Source organism: Geothrix sp. SG200, assembly GCF_022808935.1.
GTDB lineage: Bacteria > Acidobacteriota > Holophagae > Holophagales > Holophagaceae > Geothrix > Geothrix alkalitolerans.
In genome coordinates this window covers 13,743-33,911 of sequence record NZ_JAKZFR010000004.1, presented here as the reverse complement: position 1 = coordinate 33,911, position 20,169 = coordinate 13,743, and the positions used below count along the sequence as shown (strand labels likewise).

Genomic DNA, 20,169 nt, shown 5'->3' with positions numbered 1-20,169 from the left:
AGGATGGCCTCATGGGGCGACACTGCCAAGATGGAGGCATGGCCCCTCGTGCCCAGACCTTCCCCCTGCAGCGGATCATCTTCCTGTCCGTGTCCGTGGTCCTGTGCCTCCAGGTGGGCTGGTGGATCCGCCTGCAGATCCGGGATTCGGGCCGGCTGCTGGAGGTTCGCACACAGAACCTGCTGGCGGCACGGGCCCAGGCCTGGCAGATGGACACCCAGAAGATGCTCGACGTGCTCCACGCCCAGCGTGATCCCGCCTCCCCTGGCGGCGCAGTGGTGGGAGAGCTTCCGGTCATGCCCAGCCTGGCCGAGCGCCGGCAGGCCATCCAGGAGGCCTACCCCCAGGTAGAGCTGGTCCCGCGCCCCATGGCCCCGGACGACCCCCTCCTGCTGGACGGGACCGCCTACCTCACGGTGCGCCCCGGCCCCTTCCAGGAGCTGAAGGACCAGCGCTGGCACGCCGTCTTCCGGGCGAGCACCGAAGGCGCCTTCATGGTGTTCGCGGTGCTGTTCGGCTTCGTCCTCCTCTACCGGAAACTCGCGGAGGAACTGGATCTCAAGCTGCGCCAGCGGAACTTCACCTCCGCCGTCACCCACGAGCTGAAGACGCCCATCGCCTCCCTGCGGGTGTGGACGGAGACCCTCTTCACCCGCGAGCTGGGCTCCGACCAGCGGCAGCGGATCCGCGAGCTCATGGAAAAGGACCTCGAGCGGCTGAACGAGCTGGTGGGCAACCTGCTGGATGTGGCGCGGGCCGAATCGGGCAGCCTGGTCCTCCACATGGGCCCCCTGGAGCTGGGACCCTGGCTGCGGGCGGTCTGCGAGGGGATGGACCATCGCCTGGGCCCCGGCGCCCTCGGCTTGACGCTGGAATGCACCCCCGAGGCCCTGTGGGTGGAGGCTGATCCCAAGGCGCTCGGCACTGTGGTGGAGAACCTGCTGTCCAACGCCTACAAGTACTCGGCCGAGCCCCGGAAGACCACCGTCACCCTCGACGGCGACGGCGAGGACGCCCTCATCGTCGTGAGCGACCAGGGCCACGGCATCGCCGCCAAGGACCTCCCCCGGGTCTTCCACCGGTTCTTCCGGGTGGGCGACGAGATGACCCGGCAGGTGGCGGGCACGGGCCTGGGCCTCTTCCTGGTGAAGGAGATCGTGACCCGCCACGGGGGCGAGGTGCGCGTGGCCAGCCGCGGGCCCGGCTTCGGCTCGGCCTTCACCATCCGCCTGCCCCGCAGGACCCTCCCGGAGGCCCCATGACCCTAGCCCCCGCCCCCTCCGAGGCGGCCCTGGTCCAGGCCGCGGCCGGAGGGGATCCCGAGGCCTTCGAGGCCCTCGTCCGCCCCCACCTGGGCATGCTTTTCCGGGTCATCGACCGCATCCTGGGCAACGAGGCCGAGAGCCAGGATGCCCTCCAGGACGCCCTCCTCACCATCCTCCGGGAGCTGCCGGGCTTCCAGGGCGCCAGCAAGTTCAGCACCTGGGCCTACCGCATCTGCGTGAACCAGGCCCTCATGGCCCGGAGGAAGCGGATCCGGCGCCGGGAGGATGCCATCGAGGATCTGATGCCACGTTTCGCCGACGACGGGCATCACAAGGACGTGGACCTGCTCCTCGAATGGAGCGAGGACGCGGAGGCATTGATGAAGGTCGAGCGGGATGAGCTGAAGGCCAGGGTCCGGATGGGCCTGGACCGGCTGTCCGACGACCAGCGCGCCGTCTTCGTCCTGCGGGACCTCGAGGGCTGGGACACGGACGAGATCAGCCGGCACCTGGGCATCACGCGCGAGCTGGTGCGCCAGCGGGTCCACCGGGCCCGCCTGGCCCTGCGGGCCCTGCTGCCGGAATTCGCCCCCCGTCTGGCGGAGGACCGATGACGCTGCTCATGCCCACCTGCGCCGAAGTCGTCGACCTGCTCACGGACTACGAAGAGGGGGCCCTGGGGCCCTTCAATTGGCTGGGGGTCAAGCTGCACTTGAGTCTCTGCCCCCCCTGCCGGGCCTTCCTGGACAGCTTCGAGCGCACCCCAGCCCTGCTCCGGCGCCTCTGGCCCGAGCCCCCTGCCCCCTCCGCCGAGCGCGCCCTGGATGGCGCCCTGACAGCCCTTCGGCAGGGCCGGGTGCCCCGTGGTCCCGTGCATCACCCGGAGGAGGGGGCCTGGCAGGCATTGGAGCCCGGTGGCGACCCCCTCACGGCCCTGCTGCTGAAAGTGCACCTGGGACACTGCGACAGCTGCCGAAGCCAGCATCCCGCCAGCGAAGCCATCCCCGCTGCGGGCCCTTCCGGCCGGGACGCCCTCAGCCTCCTCCGGCCCCACTTGCCCGCCGAGGATGGCTGGCGATGGACCCGGCTGGGCCTCGGCGGCGCCCAGGTGGCCCGGCTTCTGAAGGATCCGGCCACCGGCGCCACGCTGAACCTGGCCCGCATGCCCGGCGGCATGAGCATGCCCCGCCATAGCCATGGAGGGGCCGAGCTGTCCCTGGTCCTGTCCGGCGCCATGCAGGACGGTCCCGCCCACCTCCGCCCCGGCGACTGGCTGGCCTGCGGGGCCGGCCAGCAGCACGGCCCAAGCACCGAGCCGGGCCTTGAATGCTGGGCCCTCCTCCGCATCGAGGGCGGCATCCGCTTCACGGGCTGGCGGCGCGTCCTGGGGACCGTGGGCTGAGGTGATTCCCATTTCGTAAAGCCAACACCTGCTTATCCGCGAGCCCCAGCCTGAAACTCTGAGAGTGCAGAGGCCGCATATGGGCGCAGAACAGGCGTCGACAAGCGGAGGTTTGCGGAGGAACCGAGGAAAGCGGAGAAAAAGAAAACGGACCGGGTGCTTCTGTGCCTTCCGTGTTCCTGCTTTTCCGTCCGAGGCTCGCCGATTAGCTGGAGTTAAAATTTCCCACGAAGGGCACGAAGATTCTGCGCAGGAATGACCCTTCGTGGCGGTCTTTAAGGGCCGGGATGGGCCGCTGGTTCCGGACATGATCCAATGGGCCCATGACCGGACCGGTGGATCGAACCAAAGGCGCGGCCCTGGTGGCCCTGGCGGCGCTGCTGTGGAGTTCCAGCGGCCTCTTCATCAAGGTGCTGCCCCTGGGCGCCCTCCAGATCGCCTTCGCCCGGAGCCTGGTGGCGGCCCTCACCATCGCCCTGGTGGTGAAGCTCCGGGGCGGGCGGCCCTTCCCCCGGCCCGACGCGCTGGCGCTGGCCTGCGCCGCCGCCTACGCCGGGGTGCTGGTCTGCTTCGTGGCCGCCACCAAGCTCACCACCGCGGCGAACGCGATCTTCCTCCAGTTCTCGGCTCCCATCTACCTGGTGTTCCTGGAGCCCCGCCTCGCCGGGCGCCGCGTCGCCGCGCGGGATCTGACGGCCGTCGCCGTCTGCCTGGGGGCCATGGCCCTCTTCTTCGTGGGGCGGCTGGGGGCGGGCACCCTCTCCGGCAACCTCCTGGGCGTGCTCTCCGGCATCTGTCTGGCCCTCTTCTCCCTCACCCTCAAGGTGCAGCGGGAGCGCCGGCCGGAGGCGGACCCCATCAGCTCCATCATCCTGGGGAACCTCCTGGTGGCGGCCCTCTGCGCGGTCCCGGCCCTGCGGGACTTCCGCCCGTCCCCGGCCCACGCGGGCATCCTGCTCTACCTCGGCGTCTTCCAGATCGGCGTGGCCTACCTCTTCTTCAACGCCGGCATGCGGCACCTCAGCGCCACCGCCGCGGTGGTCACCGGCACGCTGGAGGCCGTCCTCAACCCCATCTGGGTGTTCCTGGGGATCGGAGAACGGCCCACGGCCTGGGCCCTCCTGGGCGGCGGACTCATCCTCGGCACCATCGCCTGGTACAGCCTGCCGCCGAGGCGTCGGCCCGCCCGGGCCTGACCCCGGACCGGGAATCGGCTCCGGGGGGTGGAATAAAGATGACTTAAGGGTTATCTTCGGTCCGCGGTCTCCCCTGCGGAGGTTCTTTCCATGCGCGGTCCGTCCGAAGCTTTCCCCCTGGACGAGGCGTCCCTCCTCGCGGCCCTGGAGGGCGCCCCCGCGCCGGACGCCCCGCGCATCCGCGAGCTGCTCGCCAAGGCGCGGGAGCTGAAGGGCCTGGACGAAGCCGATCTCCCAACGCTCATGGCCCTGGAGGACCCGGAGCTGACGCAGGAGCTCTTCAGCACGGCCCGCTGGGTGAAGGAGCAGATCTACGGCAGCCGCATCGTGCTGTTCGCCCCACTCTACGTCTCGAACCTCTGCGGGAACGAGTGCCTGTACTGCGCCTTCCGCGCCTCGAACCGCAGCCTGCCCCGGCGGGCCCTGGGCCAGGGGGAGATCGCCGCCGAGGTGGGCCAGCTGCTCGCCCAGGGCCACAAGCGGGTGCTCCTGGTGGCCGGCGAGGCCTACCCCGACGAAGGGCTCGACTACATCCTGAAGGCCATCCGCACCGTGTACGCCACCCGCCACGGGGGCGATGCCATCCGCCGGGTGAACGTGAACATCGCGCCCCTGGAGGTGGCGGACTTCCGCCGCCTGAAGGAGGAGGGCCTCGGCACCTACCAGCTGTTCCAGGAGACCTACCACCGCGGCACCTACGCCCGGATGCACCCCCTGGGACAGAAGGCCGACTTCGACTGGCGCCTGGGCTGCATGGACCGGGCCATGCAGGCGGGCATCGACGACGTGGGCCTCGGCGCCCTGTTCGGCCTCCACGACTGGCGCTTCGAGGTGCTGGCGCTGCTGCGCCACGCCCGGCACCTGGAGGACCGCTTCGGCTGCGGCCCGCACACCCTCAGCGTGCCCCGCATCGAGCCCGCCGAGGGCTCGGCCACCAGCGAGGCCCCGCCCCACGCCGTCAGCGACGCGGCCTTCCGCAAGATCGTCGCCATCCTGCGCCTGGCCGTGCCCTACACCGGGCTCATCCTCAGCACCCGGGAGCGGCCGGGCATCCGGCGCGAGGCCCTGGAGCTGGGCATCAGCCAGATCAGCGCCGGCAGCCGCACCAACCCCGGCGGCTACGAGGAGGATGCGCCCGACTCGGGGGCCCAGTTCTCCCTCGGCGACCACCGGAGCCTCGACGAGGTGGTCCGCGAGCTGGCCGGGAGCGGATTCCTCCCGAGCTTCTGCACCGCCTGCTACCGCCTGGGCCGCACGGGCGCGGACTTCATGGACCTTGCCAAGCCCGGCCAGATCAAGGCCCACTGCCTGCCCAACGCCCTGGCCACCCTGCAGGAGTACGCGGAGGACCACGCCAGCCCAGCCACCCGGAAGGCGGCGGAACGATTGCTGACAGAGACCCTCGGGGGCCTGGAGGGCCTGCCCCGGCGCCGGGCCGAGGGCCTGGTGGAACTCGTCCGGAAGGGGGAACGCGATGTGTTCTGCTGAGCTGCCGCCCGCCCCCCGCGGACTCCGCCTTCACATCGGGCTCTTCGGCCGGCGCAACGTCGGCAAGTCCTCGCTGCTGAACGCCCTCACCCGCCAGCAGGTGGCCCTCGTCTCGCCCCGGGCCGGCACCACCACCGACCCCGTGGAGAAGCCCATGGAGCTGCTCCCGCTGGGGCCCGTGCTCTTCGTGGACACCGCCGGACTGGACGACACGGGCGACCTGGGCGCCGCGCGCACCGCCCGCTCCCGCGCCGTCCTGGACCGCGTGGACCTGGGCATCCTGGTGGCCGAGCAGGGCGCCTGGGGCGCCTTCGAGCGCGGCCTGCTGGCCGAGCTGCGGGCCCGGGACATCCCCGTGGTGGTGGCCCTGAACAAGGCCGACCTCGCGCCGGGTGGCGCGCCTCCCGATCTGGGCGGAGTGCCGGCCGTGGCGGTCTCGGCGGTGACCGGCGAGGGCCTGGAGGCGCTTCGCTCCGCCCTGTTCGCGGCCGCGCCAGGCGATCACGCAGCCAGCCAGCGCCTCATCGCGGACCTGGTGCCTCCCGGCGAGGTGGCCGTGCTCGTCATGCCCATCGACGCCTCGGCCCCCAAGGGGCGCCTGATCCTGCCCCAGGTCATGGCCATCCGCGACCTCCTGGACGGCGCGTGCCTCGCACTGGTGGTGCAGGCCCGGGAGCTGCCCGCCGCGCTCGCCGGCCTGCGCCGGCCGCCGGCCCTGGTGGTCACCGACTCTCAGGCCTTCCGCGCCGTGGCCGAGGCTGTGCCGGAGGCCGTCCCCATGACCTCCTTCAGCATCCTCATGAGCCGGCTCCAGGGGGACCTCGCGGCCCAGGCCCGGGGCGCCCTGGCGCTCGACGCGCTGCGCCCGGGCGACCGCGTGCTGGTGGCCGAGGGCTGCACCCACCATCCCACGGAAGAGGACATCGGCCGCGTGAAGCTGCCCCGCTGGCTCGCGCAGAAGGCCGGTGGGCCCTTGCGCCTCGACACGGTCCAGGGCCGGGACTTCCCCGGCGACCTGTCGCCCTACCGCCTCGTGGTGCACTGCGGGAACTGCATGGGCAACCGGCGGGAGATGCTCGCCCGGATCCGCCGCTGCGAGGATGCCCGCGTCCCCATCACCAACTACGGCCTGGCCATCGCGCACAGCCTCGGCATCCTCCCGCGCGCCCTGCGGCCCTTCCCCGGGATCCTGGAGGCGACCCATGCCTTGCAGCCCTGAGTTCCAGCTCGACCACGCGGGCCTGGTGGCCTGGCTCCGGGAGGAGGACCCCGGGGCCCTGGCGCGCCTGGGGGCCGAGGCGGACCGGGTCCGGCGCGAGCATGTGGGCGACGCGGTGCACCTCCGCGGGCTCGTCGAGGTGTCCAGCCACTGCGTCCGGAGCTGCCTCTACTGCGGGCTTCGGGCCCCGGAGGAGGACCTGGACCGCTACCGGCTGGAGGCGGAGGAGATCCTCGCCTGCGCCTGCTCGGCCGCGGCCCTGGGCTACGGCACCGTGGTGCTCCAGGGCGGCGAGGATCCCGGCCTCACGCGGGACTTCATCGCGGAGGTCATCGGCGCCATCAAGCGGCAGACGCGGCTGGCGGTCACCCTGTCCCTGGGCGAGCGCGACGACGAGGACCTGCTCGCCTGGCGCGAGGCCGGGGCCGACCGCTACCTGCTGCGCTTCGAGACGGCGGACCGCGCGCTGTACCGGCGGGTCCACCCCAGCCTGCCGGGCCGCCTCAGCGACCGCCTCGGCCAGCTCCGCCGCCTGCGGGACATGGGCTATGAGATCGGTTCCGGCGTGATGATCGGCCTTCCAGGGCAGACCTGGGATACGCTGGCCACCGATCTCCGGCGGTTCAGGGAGCTGGACCTGGACATGGTCGGCGTGGGCCCCTTCCTGCCCAGCCCCCGCACGCCCCTCGGCGGCCCCGGCGCCCTGGCCTTCCTCGCGCCCCCGGCGCTGCAGGTGCCCAACGACGAGCCCACCACGCTCAAGGTCGTAGCCCTGAGCCGGCTGCTCTGCCCCGACGCGAACATCCCCGCCACCACCGCCCTGGCCACGCTGGACCGCGATCAGGGACGGGAGCTGGCCCTCCAGCGCGGCGCCAACGTGGTGATGCCCAACGTGACGCCCCCGGCCTTCCGCGCGCGCTACGAGATCTATCCGGGCAAGGCGTGCGTGGGCGAGACGGCGGAGGCCTGCCGGGACTGCCTTGCGGGTCGTCTCCGCACCCTCGGACGCTCGGTCGCCAAGGGACCCGGAGGGCGCCTTAGCACACTCCGTCAAGAAATGTCGTTGTCTGCACCTCATCGTTGACACGAAGGTTGTCAATGGCCAGACTCCCTGCAGCCGGCGCCTCCGGGATCCCAAGCCTGATCCGCCCGCGCCTTTGACATCCGCCCCGGCCCCGCAGCCGGGGGTAGGAGATTCCATGCCGCAGCCCGTGCATGACTTCTATCAGGCCATGGCCGACCGTGTCGGCCGGAGCCTCGCCGACCGGGGCGCCGAACGCCAGATCGTGATCCAGGTCGGATCCGCCACCTGCGAGCACGCCGCCGGCTCGCAGGCCGTGGCGGACGAGCTGGTCCGCCACATCCGGGCCTCGGGCCGGAAGGACATCCTCCTGCACCGCACCGGCTGCACGGGCCGCTGCTCCCGCGAGCCCATCCTCGGCGTGCGGCTCCCCGGACGGCTCCCCGTGAAGTACGAGCGGGTGAACCGCGACCTGGTCCACCGCATCTTCACCGAGCACATCCAAGGCGGCACCCCCGTGGCGCAGCATGTGCTCGACCACGAGGCGGGGCCCCTGCCCGAGCGCGAGTTGCTGTTCTGCGAGGGTTCCCGCTGCCACGGCTCCGGCCCCGGCCTGCGGGAGCGCTTCGCGGCCATGCTCGCGGAACGGGGCGTCTCCCGCGAGTCCGTCAGGATCGGCGCGGCGAGCTGCTTCGGCGCCTGCGGCCTGGCCTCCGATCATCCGGCCTCCGGCGGCCCGGCCACCTACGTGCTGGCACGCCCCGAGAAGGTGCTCTACCGGGTTTCCGGGGAGGAGGACCTCGCCGCCATCCTCGACGGCCACCTGGTGGGCGGGCAGGTGGTCGAGCGCCTGCGGGCCCAGGAGGAACCCATCGCCCTGGCCTTCATGGAGCGCTACGGCGACGTGGCCTTCTTCAACCGCCAGAGCCGCGTCGCGCTGCGCAACGCCGGTGTGGTGGATCCGGAGAGCCTCGACGAGTACGTGGACATGGACGGCTTCAAGGCCCTGGCCGACGTGCTCGAGCGCCGCGACCCCGACTGGGTGATCGGAGAGCTGGCCAAGGCCCGGCTGCGCGGCCGGGGCGGCGGCGGCTACTCCACCGCGGCCAAGTGGACGATGGCGCGAAAGCAGGCCGATGCCACCCGCTTCATCATCTGCAACGGCGACGAGGGCGATCCCGGGGCCTTCATGGACCGCTCCATGCTGGAGAGCGATCCCTTCAACATCGTCGAGGGCATGATCATCGGCGGCTTCGCCATCGGGGCGCAGAAGGGCTTCTTCTACATCCGCGCTGAGTATCCGCTGGCCATCCGGCGCATCCAGCAGGCCCTCGACACCTGCCGGGGCCAGGGCCTCCTGGGGCGGAACATCATGGGTTCCGGGTGGGACTTCGACCTGGAGATCCGGCTCGGCGCGGGCGCCTTCGTCTGCGGCGAGGAGACCGCCCTCATCCGGTCCATCGAGGGCGAGCGCGGACAGCCCCGGGTGCGCCCGCCCTACCCCACGGACCGCGGCCTGTGGGGGCACCCCACCGTCATCAACAACGTGGAGACCTTCGCCAACATCTCCGCCATCCTCCGCTACAGCGGCGACTGGTACGCCCGCCTCGGAACGGAGAAGAGCGGCGGGACCAAGGTCTTCGCCCTGGCCGGGAAGGTGCGGCACACGGGTCTGGTGGAAGTGCCCCTCGGGACGCCCCTCGCGCGGGTGGTGAACGACATCGGCGGCGGCGTCACCGGAGGAAGGGAGCTCAAGGCCATCCAGACCGGCGGCCCGGCGGGCGGGTTCATCCCGGCTTCCCTGCAGCACATGGAAGTGGACTTCGAGCCCCTGCAGAAGGCCGGCTCCATCATGGGTTCTGGCGGGATGATCGTGCTGAGCGAGGACGACTGCATGGTCGACATCGCCAAGTTCTACATCGCCTTCAGCCAGGACGAGAGCTGCGGCAAGTGCACGCCCTGCCGCGAGGGCACCACGCGCCTCCTGGAGATCCTGGAGCGCATCACCCAGGGCAAGGGGGAGCTCGCCGACCTGGACAAGCTCGAGCGCCTGGCCCGCCTCTGCCAGCGCACCAGCCTCTGCGGCCTGGGCCGCGCCGCGCCGAACCCCGTGCTGTCCAGCCTCAAGCACTTCCGCGGGGAGTTCCTGGCCCACATCGTGGACCGGCACTGCCCGGCGAAGAAGTGCGTGGCCCTGATCCACTACGAGATCAACCCGGAGAAGTGCGTCGGGTGCACGATCTGCGCCCGGAACTGTCCGGCCGCGTGCATCGCCGGCGCCCGGAAAGAGGCCCACGTCATCGACCAGGCCGCCTGCGTGAAGTGCGGAAACTGCTTCGACGTCTGCAAGTTCACCGCGGTTGATCGGGTGTAGGAGCGCGCCATGTCCGAGATGATCAACCTCACGATCGACGGCGAGACCATCCTGGTCCCCGCCGGCACCACAGTCATGGATGCGGCAGAACGGCTCGGCATCCACATCCCGCGCCTCTGCTACCACCCGAACCTCAGCCTCGAAGGCAGCTGCCGCGTGTGCGTGGTGCAGGTGGAGGGCTTCGACCACTGCCTGGCCTCCTGCGCCACCACGGCCTGGGAGGGCATGGAGGTCCAGACCAACAGCCCCGTCATCCGGCAGGCCCGGCGCGACATCGTGGAGCTGCTGCTGGACAACCACCCGAAGGACTGCCAGACCTGCGACCGCGACGGCGTCTGCGAGCTGCAGAACCTCGCCTACCGGCTGGGCGTGCGGGAGCGCCACTTCGAGGGCCGGCGCAAGCAGTTCCCCGTGGACGACAGCGGCGCCTCCGTGGTGCGCAACGCTGAGAAGTGCATCCTCTGCGGCCGCTGCATCCGGGTCTGCGACGAGATCCAGGGCGTGGCCAACCTCAGCCAGCACGGCCGCGGCTTCACCACCGTGGTGGGCCCGGCGAACCTCGCCCCCATGGACGAGAGCGCCTGCATCCAGTGCGGCCAGTGCGTGAGTGTCTGCCCCACGGCCGCCTTCCTGGAGCAGGACCACACCGAGCGGGTCTGGGAGGCCCTGGGCCATCCCCGCACCGAGAAGCACGTGGTGGCCACCACCGCGCCCGCCATCCGCGCCGCCCTGGGCGAGGCCTTCGGCCTTCCGGTCGGCACCCCGGTCACGGGAAAGATGGTGACGGCCCTCCGCCGCATGGGCTTCGATGCCGTCTTCGACGTCAACTTCAGCGCAGACCTCACCGTCATGGAGGAGGCCCACGAGCTGCTGAGGCGGATGGAGGGCGGCGGTCCCCTGCCCCTGCTCACCTCCTGCAGCCCGGGCTGGGTCAGCTTCCTGGAGAAGTTCTACCCCGAGCTGATCCCGCACATGTCGAGCTGCAAGAGCCCGATGCAGATGCAGTCCACCCTCATCAAGAGCTACTACGCCCAGCAGAAGGGCCTCGACCCCAAGGACATCTACGTGGTCTCGGTCATGCCCTGCGTGGCCAAGAAGTTCGAGGCGGCCCGGCCCGAGCACACCCTGGACGGCCGGCCCACCACCGACGCCGTCGTCACCACCCGCGAGCTGGCCCAGATGATCAAGTCCTACGGCATCGATTTCACGCGGCTGCCGGACGGCGAGTTCGACCATCCCCTGGGCACCTCCTCCGGAGCGGCGGACATCTTCGGGGCCACGGGCGGCGTCATGGAGGCGGCCCTGCGCACGGCGGCCTTCAAGCTCACCGGCCGGAACCTCGGAAACCTGGAGCTGACCGAGGTGCGCGGCGCCGCGGGCGAGATCCGCGAGACCTCCGTGACCCTGGCGGGGAAGACGCTCAACGTGGCCGTGGCCAACGGCCTCCAGAACGCCAAGGTCCTGCTGGACGCGGTGAAGCGGGGCGAAAAGGAGTACCACCTCATCGAGATCATGGCCTGCCCCGGGGGCTGCATCTGCGGCGGCGGACAGCCCTATCCCCCGATCGGCAGCTACACCATGAACCGGGACCTGGCGAAGGGCCGCGCCCGGGCCCTCTACGGCATCGACTCGGGCAAGACCCTCCGCTGCAGCCACGACAATCCCGACGTGCAGAAGCTCTACGAGGCCTTCCTGGGCGAGCCGCTCAGCCCGACCGCGCACGCCCTCCTCCACACGCACTACACGGCCCGCACCCCCCGGGGGATCCGATGACCACCTGCCCGCACTGCCCCACCGACAACTGGCCCGAGCTGGAGCGGGGCTACCGCGCCATGCTCCCCGAGGATGTCCTCGCCTTCATCGACGGGAACCGGGATCGCGAGCACAGCGAAAGCCTGCTCATCGCCACGCTCCACATGGTCCAGGACCATTTCGGCCACCTGGGCCCCGGCCACCTCGAGGCCGTGGCCCAGCTCATGCAGATCCCCCTGGCCAAGGTCACGGGCGTGGCCACCTTCTACCACTACTTCCGCCTCCAGCCCCGGGGCCGGTTCCTCATCAACGTCTGCCTCGGCACCGCCTGCTACGTGAAGGGGGCGGAGAAGGTGGCCCAGAAGCTCATGGACGAACTGGGCATCCACTTCGGCGAGACCAGCAAGGACGGCGTCTTCAGCCTGGAGAGCACCCGCTGCGTGGGCACCTGCGGCCTGGCGCCCGTGGTGATGATCGGCGAGGAAGTGCACGGTCCGCTCGCGCCCGGCCAGGTACCCGCCCTGCTGGAGAGCTACCTCGCCCGGGCCGCCGAAGAGATGGCGAAGGTCTGAAAGGTCACGGCCTCCCCGAGGCTCGCATCTCCACGAGGCCGGTGCTCAGCGGCACCAGCAGCACGCCCACCGCCAGGCCCACCACGCCGTTCCATCCCGCCAGGTGGTAGGCGTGGCCGCTGAGGGTGATTCCCGCGGCGCCGCCCAGGTAGTAGAAGAGCACGTAGAAGGCGTTGGCGCGCCCCCGGCCGGCGGCCAGCTTGCGGTTCAGGGCCCCCGCCGCCGAGGCGTGGATGGTGAAGAAGCCCGCGCAGACCAGGGCCAGCGCCAGGGCCATGGCCCACCCCTGCGGGATGAGCGTGACCGCCAGCCCCGCCCCGAAGACCAGCGACCCCATCACCATGGCCGTGCCGTTGCCGATGCGGTTGCTGAGGCGGCCCGCCAGCGGGCCCACCACCACACCCACGATGTAGGAGAGGTAGAGCAGCGTCACGGCGCGCGTGGACCAGCGGAAGGGCGCTCCGTGGAGGTAGAAGGGCATGTAGTTGAAGATGGAGGAGAACACGAAGAAGCCGCCGCCGCTCACGCAGTAGATGCGGAACAGGTCGTGCCGGAAGAGCACGTCCCGGAAGCGCACGGTCTCCGCGCCATGGGCCGCCCCGCGATCCTCCCGCGGCAGGCCTCCATGGGCTGCCAGGGTGGCGCCCAGCAGCAGGATCGCCGCCACGATGAAGGCCCAGCGCCAATGAGCGGGCGGCAGCACGAACCCGCCCAGCAGGCGACCCGATAACCCACCCACCACGGTGGCGGAGACGTACGACCCCATCACCACGTTGAGCCGCTCCGCAGGCATCTCCCGGGCCAGGTAGGCGGCCAGGCAGGTGGTGAGGGCCGGCACGAAGAGCCCCTGGACGAACCGGGCGGCCACGAGCAGGGGCAACGTCGGCGCCAAGGCCGATGCCACTCCGGCGGCGGTCACCACCAGGCCCCCCGTGAGCAGGATGGGCCGGATGGCCATGCGGTCCGCCAGGGCCCCGAAAGGCAGGTTCGCCAGGGCGATGCCCAGCACCACGGCCGACACCGTGAGGGAAGCCGCGCCCTCCCCCACGCCGAAGGTCTGGCGCAGCACCGGCAGCACCGGCTGGGGGATGTAGACCGTGGTGAACACCGCGCTGACCAGGGCGAAGACCAGCCACTGGAGCCTGGAGAGTGGGTCGCGGGCCATCCTTTCAGCATAGCTTCCCCGCTCGGCAGGCCGCGGGCTTGCGCGGCTCCGCTATGCTGGGTCCGTCCCCTGGAGTCGCCATGGCCGCCGTCCGCTCCCTCATCCTCGGTCACCGCGGACTCTCCTCGAAGCACCTGGAGAATTCCATGGAGGCCTTCCGCGCGGCCCTGGCCGCGGGCATGGACGGCTTCGAGCTGGACGTGCAGCCCACCCGCGATGGCGTCTGCGCCATCCTCCATGATGATGACCTGACCCGCACGGCCAACGGCTCGGGGATCCTGCGGAAGATGAAGGCCGCCGAGCTGCCCGCCCTGAAGAACGGCGAGCCCGTGCCCCGCTTGGCGGACGCGCTGGAGCTGCCCGCCAAGCTCATCAATGTGGAACTGAAGGGCGAGCCCGGCTGGCAGCAGGCCCTGGCCACGGTGGAGGCCGCCGAGGCCCTGGACCGCGTGCTCTTCAGCAGCTTCGAGCACAGCGAAGTGCTCCAGCTCTGGGCCGCCTGCGAGACCGCCCGCTGCGGCTTCCTGTGGGAGGCGGACGAGGCCCTGGAGCTCACGCCCGAGGAACTGGCCGACCTGCCAGAGGCCCTCTGGCTGCATCCGCCCCTCAAGGCCGTGAAGGCCCAGCCCCGCCTCTGGCAGCCCTACGCGGACCGACTGGCGGTCTGGGGAATGAAGGCACCTGCTGAGGCGAAGGACCTGCCGTTCACCCCAGCCGTGCTCATCGCCGATGGGGTCTGAAGCCGGTTTCCACATCGTCGAAGGCCGCCAGGGCCTCGGCTCGCTCTGGCGGAGCTTGGCGGATCTCTGGCTCTTCGGCTGGCTGGGAAACCTCTGGTTCTCCACCCTGGCCGACACCGAGGCCGGCCGCAGCCAGGTCAAGCAGGCGGTCGAGGACCACGAGGCCCTGAAGGCCACACGGCCCTACGCCCAGGTGCTCCAGGCCATCCTCGACGACCCCCAGTACCGGCTGGTGGATCAGGACCCGGCCATGGGGGAGCAGGTGCTGGTCCACGCTGCGTGCTTCGACGGGACCTGGATCCTGATGCGCGGGGCCGCCCTGGCCCGGGCCCGCTACCTGCGCCTCTACTGCACGAGCCGGTTCAAGCCCTTCCGGCAGGCCTACACATTTGATCTGGCCTCCAACGAGATCACGCGCCACGGCCTTCCCGGCGGCCAGTGGCACCGCGAAGTCCCCTACGCCCTCTGGTGAGGCGCCGATCTTGACGGTTCGTGAACCCGACCCAGGGATCGGCTTCCATTTTCGTCGAACACGATCTGAAGATCTTGTTTGAATCAAGCCCAGATCTATCTTCAGGCTTGAGCTGAGCCAAAAGGTGGCTGCAGCCGAACGTTCCCTCCGCCCTGAAGGGGCGGGGGCGGTTTCGTTCCATCCCCCAGGAGAAGTCCATGTTCTCTCGCGCCGTCCCGTTCCTCTGCGCCGCCACCCTCGCCCTGCCCGTCCTGGCCCAGCAACCTGCCATCAAGAGCGTCCCCGCACGCTACACCTCGCCCGCCTCGGGATCCGAGATGTACCTGGCCTACTGCGCCAGCTGCCACGGATCCAAGGGCCTGGGCAATGGACCAGTGGCGGCCCATCTCCACCATCCTGTCCCCAATCTGACGACCCTCAGCCAGCGGAACAGGGACGCCTTCCCCAAGGAGCAGGTGTCCCGGGTGATCCGTGGCGAACCGAGCGCCGAGACCCACGGCCTCCAGGACATGCCCGCGTGGGGGCCCGTCTTCCGCAGCCTGAACAGCAGCCAGGAACCGATCGTCCGCATGCGCGTGGCCAATCTGGCCCGGCACATCGAAAGCCTCCAGGCCAAGTGATTCGGCGCCGAACGGAGGTCAGCTCAGCCGCTGCTTGAGGGCCGCCTGGTCCGCGGCCAGGGGCTCGCAAAGGAGGGGCTTGTCCAGCAGGTCGCCGAGGGCTTTCGGCAGCGGGATCTCCCGGCCCAGGGTGGGTTCCAGGGACTCACGGAACTTCGCCGGGTGCGCGGTGGCCAGGAAGATGCCCTGCTCGCCCGCGCGCAGCTGGGCCTGGAGCACGCCGCAGGCCACGGCCCCGTGAGGATCCGCCAGGTAGCCGCCGCGGTCGAGGTCGAGGACGGTCTGCCGCGTCTCCGCGTCGGTGCGGCTGCCCCAGCGCAGGGCAGCGGCCATGGCGCCGTGATCGCCGCGGAACAGCGCGTGGATGCGCTCCCAGTTGCTGGGGGCGCCCACGTCCATGGCGTTGGAGAGCGTGGCCACGGAGGGCCGTGGGCGGTACTCGCCCGTGTCGAGGTAGTCGGGCACCACCCGGTTCGCGTTGGTGGCCACCACGAAGCGGGCGATGGGCGCGCCCGTGGCCTGGGCCAGGAGCCCCGCGTAGAGGTTGCCGAAGTTGCCGCTGGGGACGGCTATCACGAGGGGTCCGCCCTCCTGCGCCTGGGCCGCGGCCTCGTAGTAGTACAGCAGCTGCGCCAGCAAGCGCGCGATGTTGATGCTGTTGGCCGAGGTCAGCCCCAGCCCCGCCACCAGCTCCGGATCCTCGAAGGCCCCCTTCACCAGGCGCTGGCAGTCGTCGAAGGCGCCGTCCACCGCCAGGGCCAGCACGTTGCCGCCGCAGGTGGCGAACTGGCGCTCCTGCAGGGGCGACACGCGGCCCGCGGGGTAGAGCACCACGGCGCGGACGCCGGGCACGCCGAGGAAGGCGCTGGCCACGGCGGCGCCCGTGTCGCCGGAGGTGGCCGTGAGCACCGTGCGGGGCTTGGCGGCGGTATCCAGGGCCAGCACCCGGGCCAGGAAGCGGGCGCCGAAATCCTTGAAGGCCAGCGTGGGCCCGTGGAAGAGCTCCAGGGCCGAGAGGCCGGATCGCACGGGCACCAGGGGCGCGGGGAAGGTGAAGGCGGCGCGGGCCAGGCCCTCCACCTCGGGACGGGACAGCTCGTCGCCCAGGAAGCGGTGGAGGATCTCCACGGACCGCGCCTGGAAATCCAGCTTCAGCAGGTCCGCCGCGTCGGCGAAGCGGGGGATCCCGACCGGGGCGAAGAGGCCGCCGTCCGGGGCCAAGCCCTGGTGGGCGGCCTCCAGGAACGTGGCTTGGATGGCAGCATTGCGGGTGCTGGCGAGCTTCATGGCTGGGCCTCGAGGAAGAGGGGGCGGGGCACGGGCGAGAGAAGGCGGGCGCCCTCCAGGTCCAGGGCGCAGATCCAGGCCCGGCTGGCGAGGCCGGCCTGCGCGAAGCCCCGCTGGAGGGCCTCGGCGACCACGTCGGCATCCGCGTCGTCCCCGACCACGGCGAAGATCGAGGGCCCCGACCCCGACAAGGTACAGCCCAGGGCCCCGGCGGCCAGGGCACCCGCCTGGGCGGCCCGGAAGCCCGGCACCAGGGGGGCGCGGTGCGTCTCCACCAGCGGGTCCCGGAGGCAGCGCGCCAGGAGGGCCCGGTCGCCGGTGTGCAGGGCATGCACGAAGCCCGCGAGGTTGCCCGCGAAGTCCACGGTGTCGGTCCAGGCCGGGCGCTCCGGCAGGGCGGCCCGGCTCCGGGCGGTGGCCAGCTGGTAGTCGGGATGGGCCACCACGAGGAGCAGGTCCGTGGGCCAGGGCAGACGCCGCGACGCGGGCCCGCCGTCCCGGCCCGGAACGGTCAGCTGGAGGCCACCCAGCAGGGAGGGCGCGACGTTGTCGAGGTGGACGCCGCCGCTGGTGGAGCCCTCCGCCTGCCCCGCCACCTCCAGCAGTTCCGGCACGGAGAGGGGATCGCCGCAGAGAGCCTGGAGGGCCGCCAGGGTGGCCACGATGGAGCTGGCGCTGGACCCCAGGCCGCTGGCCACGGGAAGGCGCTTCTCCAGGCGCAGGGCGAAGGGCCCCACGGGCCGGCCCTTCGCCGCGGCGGCCTCGCGGAAGAGCTCCGCGGCCCGCTGGACCAAGTTCGGCCGGGCCTCCCCCGCCAGCAGGCCCGCGAAGGGGCCCTCCAGCTGAAAGGAGGACGCCTCCGCGGGGGCGGCGTGGACCAGATCCCCCAGCAGGGTGCCGTCCAGGGGCGCGAGGGCCGCGCCCATCAGGTCGAAGCCCGCGGCGAAGTTGCCGATGCTGGCCGGCGCGAAGGCGGTGATGCCGCCCCGGGAAGGGGCCAGATCCATCATGAGGGCCTCCGTCGCGAGGGCCGGGCGCCGCCGGGCACCAGGCGCAGCACGTCCGCCAGCACGCCCGCGGCCGTCACTTCCGCGCCCGCGCCGTAGCCCCGGATGACCATGGGATGCGGCTGGTAGCGCTCGGTGAGCAGGGCCAGGGCGTTCTCGCCGCCCTTGATGGCCATGAAGGGATGCTCGCCATCCACCGGCAGGAGACCGACGCGACAGCCGCTGTCCGAAAGGCTACCCACGTAGCGCAGGGTCTTGCCCTCCGCCTTCAGAGCGGCCAGACGGTCCCGGAAGGGCGCGTCCAGCTCTGGCAGCCGCGCCATGAAGGTGGGGATGTCGCCGCTGGCGTCGAAGGAGGATGGCAGGAGACCCTCCACCACCACGTCCGACAGCTCCAGCTCCATGCCCAGCTCCCGGGCCAGGATGAGGAGCTTCCGCGCCACGTCCATGCCGCTGAGGTCGTCCCGGGGATCGGGCTCGGTGAAGCCGCTCTCCTTGGCGGAGCGCACGGCCTCGGACAGCGGCACGCCATCCCCCAGGAGGCCCAGGATGTAGGACATGGAGCCCGAGAGGATGCCCTCGGCCCGCAGCACGCGGTCGCCCGTGAGCACCAGGTTCTTCACGGTGTCGATGATGGGCAGGCCCGCGCCCACGTTGGCCTCGTAGAGGAAGCGCAGGCCGCGCCGCGACGAGCGCTCCCGCAGCTCGCGGTAGAACGCCTGGGAGGCGCTGTTGGCCTTCTTGTTGGCGGTCACCACATGGAAGCCCGCGTCGAAGAGGTCCGGATACCGGGCCGCCAGGTCGCCGCTGGTGGTGCAGTCCACCAGCACGGACAGGGAGGGCGGTCCGTTGCGGACCACGGACATCACGCGGTCCAGGTTCGTGGGCTCGCCCTGGGCCAGGTCCTCCCGCCAGTGGTACAGGTCGAGCCCCTTCGCGTCCAGGCACATGCGGCGGCTGGTGGCGATGGTCGCCACCCGCAGGTCCAGGCCCTGCTCCGCCAGCTTGCGCTGCTGCCGCTGGATCTGGCCCAGGAGGCTCCCCCCCACGTTGCCGGCCCCCAGGAGGTGCACGTCCACCACCACCTGGGTCCGGAAGAACCGCCGGTGGATGTGCGGCATGGCCCGGGCGGCCTCACGCTCCTCCACCACCGCGGAGATGATGCGCTCGCTGGCACCCTGGGCGATGGCCACCACGTTGCAGCCCACCTCCGCCAGGGCGTCGAAGAAGGTGCCCGCCACGCCGGCCCGGGTGCGCATGCCGTCGCCCACGATGCTGAGGACCGAGAGGCCGTCGCGCAGGTCCAGGGGGTCCAGGAAGCCCGCCGCCAGCTCCGCGGGGAAGGCCTCCTGGATGGCCGCCACGGCGCCGGGCCCGTCCGCCTGGCGCACGGCGAAGCAGATGGACAGCTCGGACGAACTCTGGGTGATGAGCACCACGGAGATGCCCTTGCGCGCCAGGGCGCCGAACACGCGGCCCGCGATGCCGGGCACGCCCAGCATGCCCGGGCCCGTGAGGTTCACCACCGACAGCCCGCGGAGGAAGGAGATGCCCCGCACGCCGCTGGGCGGAGGCGGCACCGAGGCCCGGATGAGGGTGCCGGGGTGGGCGGGATCGAAGCTGCTGCACACCCGCACGGGGATGCCCTGCTCCCGCACCGGGGGGATGGTCTTGGGATGGAGCACCTTGGCGCCGAAGAAGGAGAGCTCCATGGCCTCCTCGAAGCTGGCCTCCGGCAGGGGGAAGGCCTCGGGCACCAGGCGGGGGTCGGCGCTGTAGAGGCCCACCACGTCGGTCCAGATCTCCAGCAGGTCCGCCCCCAGGGCCGCGGAGGCCAGCGCCGCGCTGTGGTCCGAGCCGCCCCGGCCCAGGGACAGGATGCGTCCCTGCGCGTCGCCGCCGAAGAAGCCCGGCAACACCCAGAGCCCGCCCTCCCCCGCCTTCACGGCCGCGAAGCTCACCTCCGTCTCTGCCAGGCAGGGGCGGGCCTGGAGAGGATCGCCCTCCACGCGCACGTGCGCCACCGGATCGAGGTAGATGGGTTCCAGCCCGCGGGCCGCCAGGAGGGCCACGAGAATGGCGCAGGAGGCCCGCTCGCCCAGGCTGGATACCTGGGCCTGCACCGAGGGCGGCCCCTCCTCCAGCAGGGCCATGCCGTGGAGCAGGCGGCGGCCCAGGGCCTCCAGCTCGTCCAGTTCGGCGCGAAGCGCGGCGACACCCGGGCCCAGCTCTCCCGTCAGGGCCTCCACCACCTCGGCGTGGAGAGCCCGGAAGCTGTCCATGAGCCGGTCCGCGGCGGCGGGATCCGGCACGCGGCCTTCATTCACCAGGAGGTTGGTGACTCCGGCCATGGCGGAGGCCACGACGCAGACGCGGTGGGTGATCCGGGCGGCGCCCACCAGGTCCGCCACGGTGCGGAGCCGCGCGGCGCCGGCGACGCTGGTGCCGCCGAATTTCATGACGCGGATGGGGGTGGGCTGCATGGGGGCTCCGTCGGATCAATACAGTCGGATCAAAACAGAAAGCCCCGCGGGGTGCGCGGGGCCGAATCTGAAGAAAGGGTCAGGTCAGGCGCCGCGGTGGTCCGGG

17 protein-coding genes are annotated in these 20,169 nt (G+C 71.5%); 13 read left to right on the top strand and 4 right to left on the bottom strand.

Going from position 1 to position 20,169, the window contains the following annotated elements; genetic code table 11:
* The first annotated feature begins 38 nt into the window (after positions 1-38).
* The 10 genes from ML539_RS09395 to nuoE all read left to right on the top strand — a co-directional run bounded on the left by ML539_RS09395 (position 39) and on the right by nuoE (position 12,289).
* Positions 39-1,262: a HAMP domain-containing sensor histidine kinase gene (locus ML539_RS09395; RefSeq protein WP_243322810.1), complete on the top strand. Its 1,224-nt coding sequence runs from the start codon at positions 39-41 to the stop codon at positions 1,260-1,262.
* On the top strand, positions 1,259-1,879 hold the full coding sequence (locus ML539_RS09390; RefSeq protein WP_243322809.1) for a sigma-70 family RNA polymerase sigma factor: 621 nt from the start codon (positions 1,259-1,261) through the stop codon (positions 1,877-1,879). Before ML539_RS09395 ends, ML539_RS09390 begins: the two co-directional genes overlap by 4 nt.
* Positions 1,876-2,667: a cupin domain-containing protein gene (locus tag ML539_RS09385; protein WP_243322808.1), complete on the top strand. Its 792-nt coding sequence runs from the start codon at positions 1,876-1,878 to the stop codon at positions 2,665-2,667. Before ML539_RS09390 ends, ML539_RS09385 begins: the two co-directional genes overlap by 4 nt.
* Positions 2,668-2,990: 323 nt before the next feature.
* Positions 2,991-3,863: a DMT family transporter gene (locus ML539_RS09380; RefSeq protein ID WP_243322807.1), complete on the top strand. Its 873-nt coding sequence runs from the start codon at positions 2,991-2,993 to the stop codon at positions 3,861-3,863.
* 90 nt (positions 3,864-3,953) lie between these two features.
* Positions 3,954-5,351 (top strand): [FeFe] hydrogenase H-cluster radical SAM maturase HydG, encoded by a 1,398-nt coding sequence (hydG, locus tag ML539_RS09375; RefSeq protein ID WP_243322806.1) that lies wholly within the window; start codon positions 3,954-3,956, stop codon positions 5,349-5,351.
* Positions 5,338-6,570 carry a [FeFe] hydrogenase H-cluster maturation GTPase HydF gene (hydF, locus tag ML539_RS09370; protein ID WP_279341596.1) on the top strand — a complete coding sequence of 411 codons (1,233 nt, stop codon included), beginning with the start codon at positions 5,338-5,340 and terminating at the stop codon, positions 6,568-6,570. The genes hydG and hydF overlap by 14 nt, the downstream gene beginning before the upstream one ends.
* The gene (gene hydE, locus ML539_RS09365) at positions 6,554-7,654 is read left to right on the top strand and encodes a [FeFe] hydrogenase H-cluster radical SAM maturase HydE (protein WP_243322805.1); all 1,101 of its coding nucleotides are present in this window, start codon (positions 6,554-6,556) and stop codon (positions 7,652-7,654) included. The genes hydF and hydE overlap by 17 nt, the downstream gene beginning before the upstream one ends.
* A 115-nt stretch (positions 7,655-7,769) precedes the next feature.
* A complete protein-coding gene (locus ML539_RS09360; RefSeq protein WP_243322804.1) occupies positions 7,770-9,965 on the top strand; it encodes an NADH-ubiquinone oxidoreductase-F iron-sulfur binding region domain-containing protein in 2,196 nt (731 codons plus the stop codon).
* Positions 9,966-9,974: 9 nt separating this feature from the next.
* On the top strand, positions 9,975-11,738 hold the full coding sequence (locus ML539_RS09355; protein WP_243322803.1) for an NADH-dependent [FeFe] hydrogenase, group A6: 1,764 nt from the start codon (positions 9,975-9,977) through the stop codon (positions 11,736-11,738).
* A complete protein-coding gene (gene nuoE / locus ML539_RS09350) occupies positions 11,735-12,289 on the top strand; it encodes an NADH-quinone oxidoreductase subunit NuoE (RefSeq protein ID WP_243322802.1) in 555 nt (184 codons plus the stop codon). Before ML539_RS09355 ends, nuoE begins: the two co-directional genes overlap by 4 nt.
* 4 nt (positions 12,290-12,293) lie before the next feature.
* Here the strand turns inward: nuoE and ML539_RS09345 are convergent, their stop codons facing one another.
* Positions 12,294-13,454, bottom strand: coding sequence for an MFS transporter (locus tag ML539_RS09345; RefSeq protein WP_243322801.1), 1,161 nt, complete (start codon positions 13,452-13,454; stop codon positions 12,294-12,296).
* Between the two features lie 80 nt (positions 13,455-13,534).
* Here ML539_RS09345 and ML539_RS09340 point away from each other — a divergent pair, with 80 nt between their 5' ends.
* From ML539_RS09340 to ML539_RS09330, 3 genes are all read left to right on the top strand, one after another.
* Positions 13,535-14,194 (top strand): glycerophosphodiester phosphodiesterase family protein, encoded by a 660-nt coding sequence (locus tag ML539_RS09340; RefSeq protein WP_243322800.1) that lies wholly within the window; start codon positions 13,535-13,537, stop codon positions 14,192-14,194.
* Positions 14,184-14,666 carry a hypothetical protein gene (locus ML539_RS09335; protein ID WP_243322799.1) on the top strand — a complete coding sequence of 161 codons (483 nt, stop codon included), beginning with the start codon at positions 14,184-14,186 and terminating at the stop codon, positions 14,664-14,666. The genes ML539_RS09340 and ML539_RS09335 overlap by 11 nt, the downstream gene beginning before the upstream one ends.
* A gap of 197 nt (positions 14,667-14,863) precedes the next feature.
* Positions 14,864-15,286 carry a cytochrome c gene (locus ML539_RS09330; RefSeq protein WP_243322798.1) on the top strand — a complete coding sequence of 141 codons (423 nt, stop codon included), beginning with the start codon at positions 14,864-14,866 and terminating at the stop codon, positions 15,284-15,286.
* An 18-nt stretch (positions 15,287-15,304) separates the two neighbouring features.
* On the opposite strand, the gene thrC is transcribed toward ML539_RS09330, so the two are convergent.
* From thrC to thrA, 3 genes are read right to left on the bottom strand one after another with little or no spacing between them, the layout of a single operon-like run.
* Positions 15,305-16,573 carry a threonine synthase gene (gene thrC, locus ML539_RS09325; RefSeq protein WP_243322797.1) on the bottom strand — a complete coding sequence of 423 codons (1,269 nt, stop codon included), beginning with the start codon at positions 16,571-16,573 and terminating at the stop codon, positions 15,305-15,307.
* Positions 16,570-17,583 (bottom strand): homoserine kinase, encoded by a 1,014-nt coding sequence (locus tag ML539_RS09320; RefSeq protein ID WP_243322796.1) that lies wholly within the window; start codon positions 17,581-17,583, stop codon positions 16,570-16,572. Before ML539_RS09320 ends, thrC begins: the two co-directional genes overlap by 4 nt.
* Positions 17,580-20,063, bottom strand: a complete 2,484-nt coding sequence (gene thrA / locus ML539_RS09315; protein WP_243322795.1) for a bifunctional aspartate kinase/homoserine dehydrogenase I — start codon at positions 20,061-20,063, stop codon at positions 17,580-17,582. The genes ML539_RS09320 and thrA overlap by 4 nt, the downstream gene beginning before the upstream one ends.
* Between the last annotated feature and the right edge of the window lie 106 nt (positions 20,064-20,169).

Excerpts from the sequence above, each read along its gene's own strand:
- ML539_RS09395 (WP_243322810.1), top strand. The coding sequence starts at position 39 with ATGGCCCCTCGTGCCCAGACCTTCCCCCTGCAGCGGATCATCTTCCTG.
- ML539_RS09390 (WP_243322809.1), top strand. The coding sequence starts at position 1,259 with ATGACCCTAGCCCCCGCCCCCTCCGAGGCGGCCCTGGTCCAGGCCGCG.
- ML539_RS09385 (WP_243322808.1), top strand. The coding sequence starts at position 1,876 with ATGACGCTGCTCATGCCCACCTGCGCCGAAGTCGTCGACCTGCTCACG.
- ML539_RS09380 (WP_243322807.1), top strand. The coding sequence starts at position 2,991 with ATGACCGGACCGGTGGATCGAACCAAAGGCGCGGCCCTGGTGGCCCTG.
- hydG (WP_243322806.1), top strand. The coding sequence starts at position 3,954 with ATGCGCGGTCCGTCCGAAGCTTTCCCCCTGGACGAGGCGTCCCTCCTC.
- hydF (WP_279341596.1), top strand. The coding sequence starts at position 5,338 with ATGTGTTCTGCTGAGCTGCCGCCCGCCCCCCGCGGACTCCGCCTTCAC.
- hydE (WP_243322805.1), top strand. The coding sequence starts at position 6,554 with ATGCCTTGCAGCCCTGAGTTCCAGCTCGACCACGCGGGCCTGGTGGCC.
- ML539_RS09360 (WP_243322804.1), top strand. The coding sequence starts at position 7,770 with ATGCCGCAGCCCGTGCATGACTTCTATCAGGCCATGGCCGACCGTGTC.
- ML539_RS09355 (WP_243322803.1), top strand. The coding sequence starts at position 9,975 with ATGTCCGAGATGATCAACCTCACGATCGACGGCGAGACCATCCTGGTC.
- nuoE (WP_243322802.1), top strand. The coding sequence starts at position 11,735 with ATGACCACCTGCCCGCACTGCCCCACCGACAACTGGCCCGAGCTGGAG.
- ML539_RS09345 (WP_243322801.1), bottom strand. The coding sequence starts at position 13,454 with ATGGCCCGCGACCCACTCTCCAGGCTCCAGTGGCTGGTCTTCGCCCTG.
- ML539_RS09340 (WP_243322800.1), top strand. The coding sequence starts at position 13,535 with ATGGCCGCCGTCCGCTCCCTCATCCTCGGTCACCGCGGACTCTCCTCG.
- ML539_RS09335 (WP_243322799.1), top strand. The coding sequence starts at position 14,184 with ATGGGGTCTGAAGCCGGTTTCCACATCGTCGAAGGCCGCCAGGGCCTC.
- ML539_RS09330 (WP_243322798.1), top strand. The coding sequence starts at position 14,864 with ATGTTCTCTCGCGCCGTCCCGTTCCTCTGCGCCGCCACCCTCGCCCTG.
- thrC (WP_243322797.1), bottom strand. The coding sequence starts at position 16,573 with ATGAAGCTCGCCAGCACCCGCAATGCTGCCATCCAAGCCACGTTCCTG.
- ML539_RS09320 (WP_243322796.1), bottom strand. The coding sequence starts at position 17,583 with ATGATGGATCTGGCCCCTTCCCGGGGCGGCATCACCGCCTTCGCGCCG.
- thrA (WP_243322795.1), bottom strand. The coding sequence starts at position 20,063 with ATGCAGCCCACCCCCATCCGCGTCATGAAATTCGGCGGCACCAGCGTC.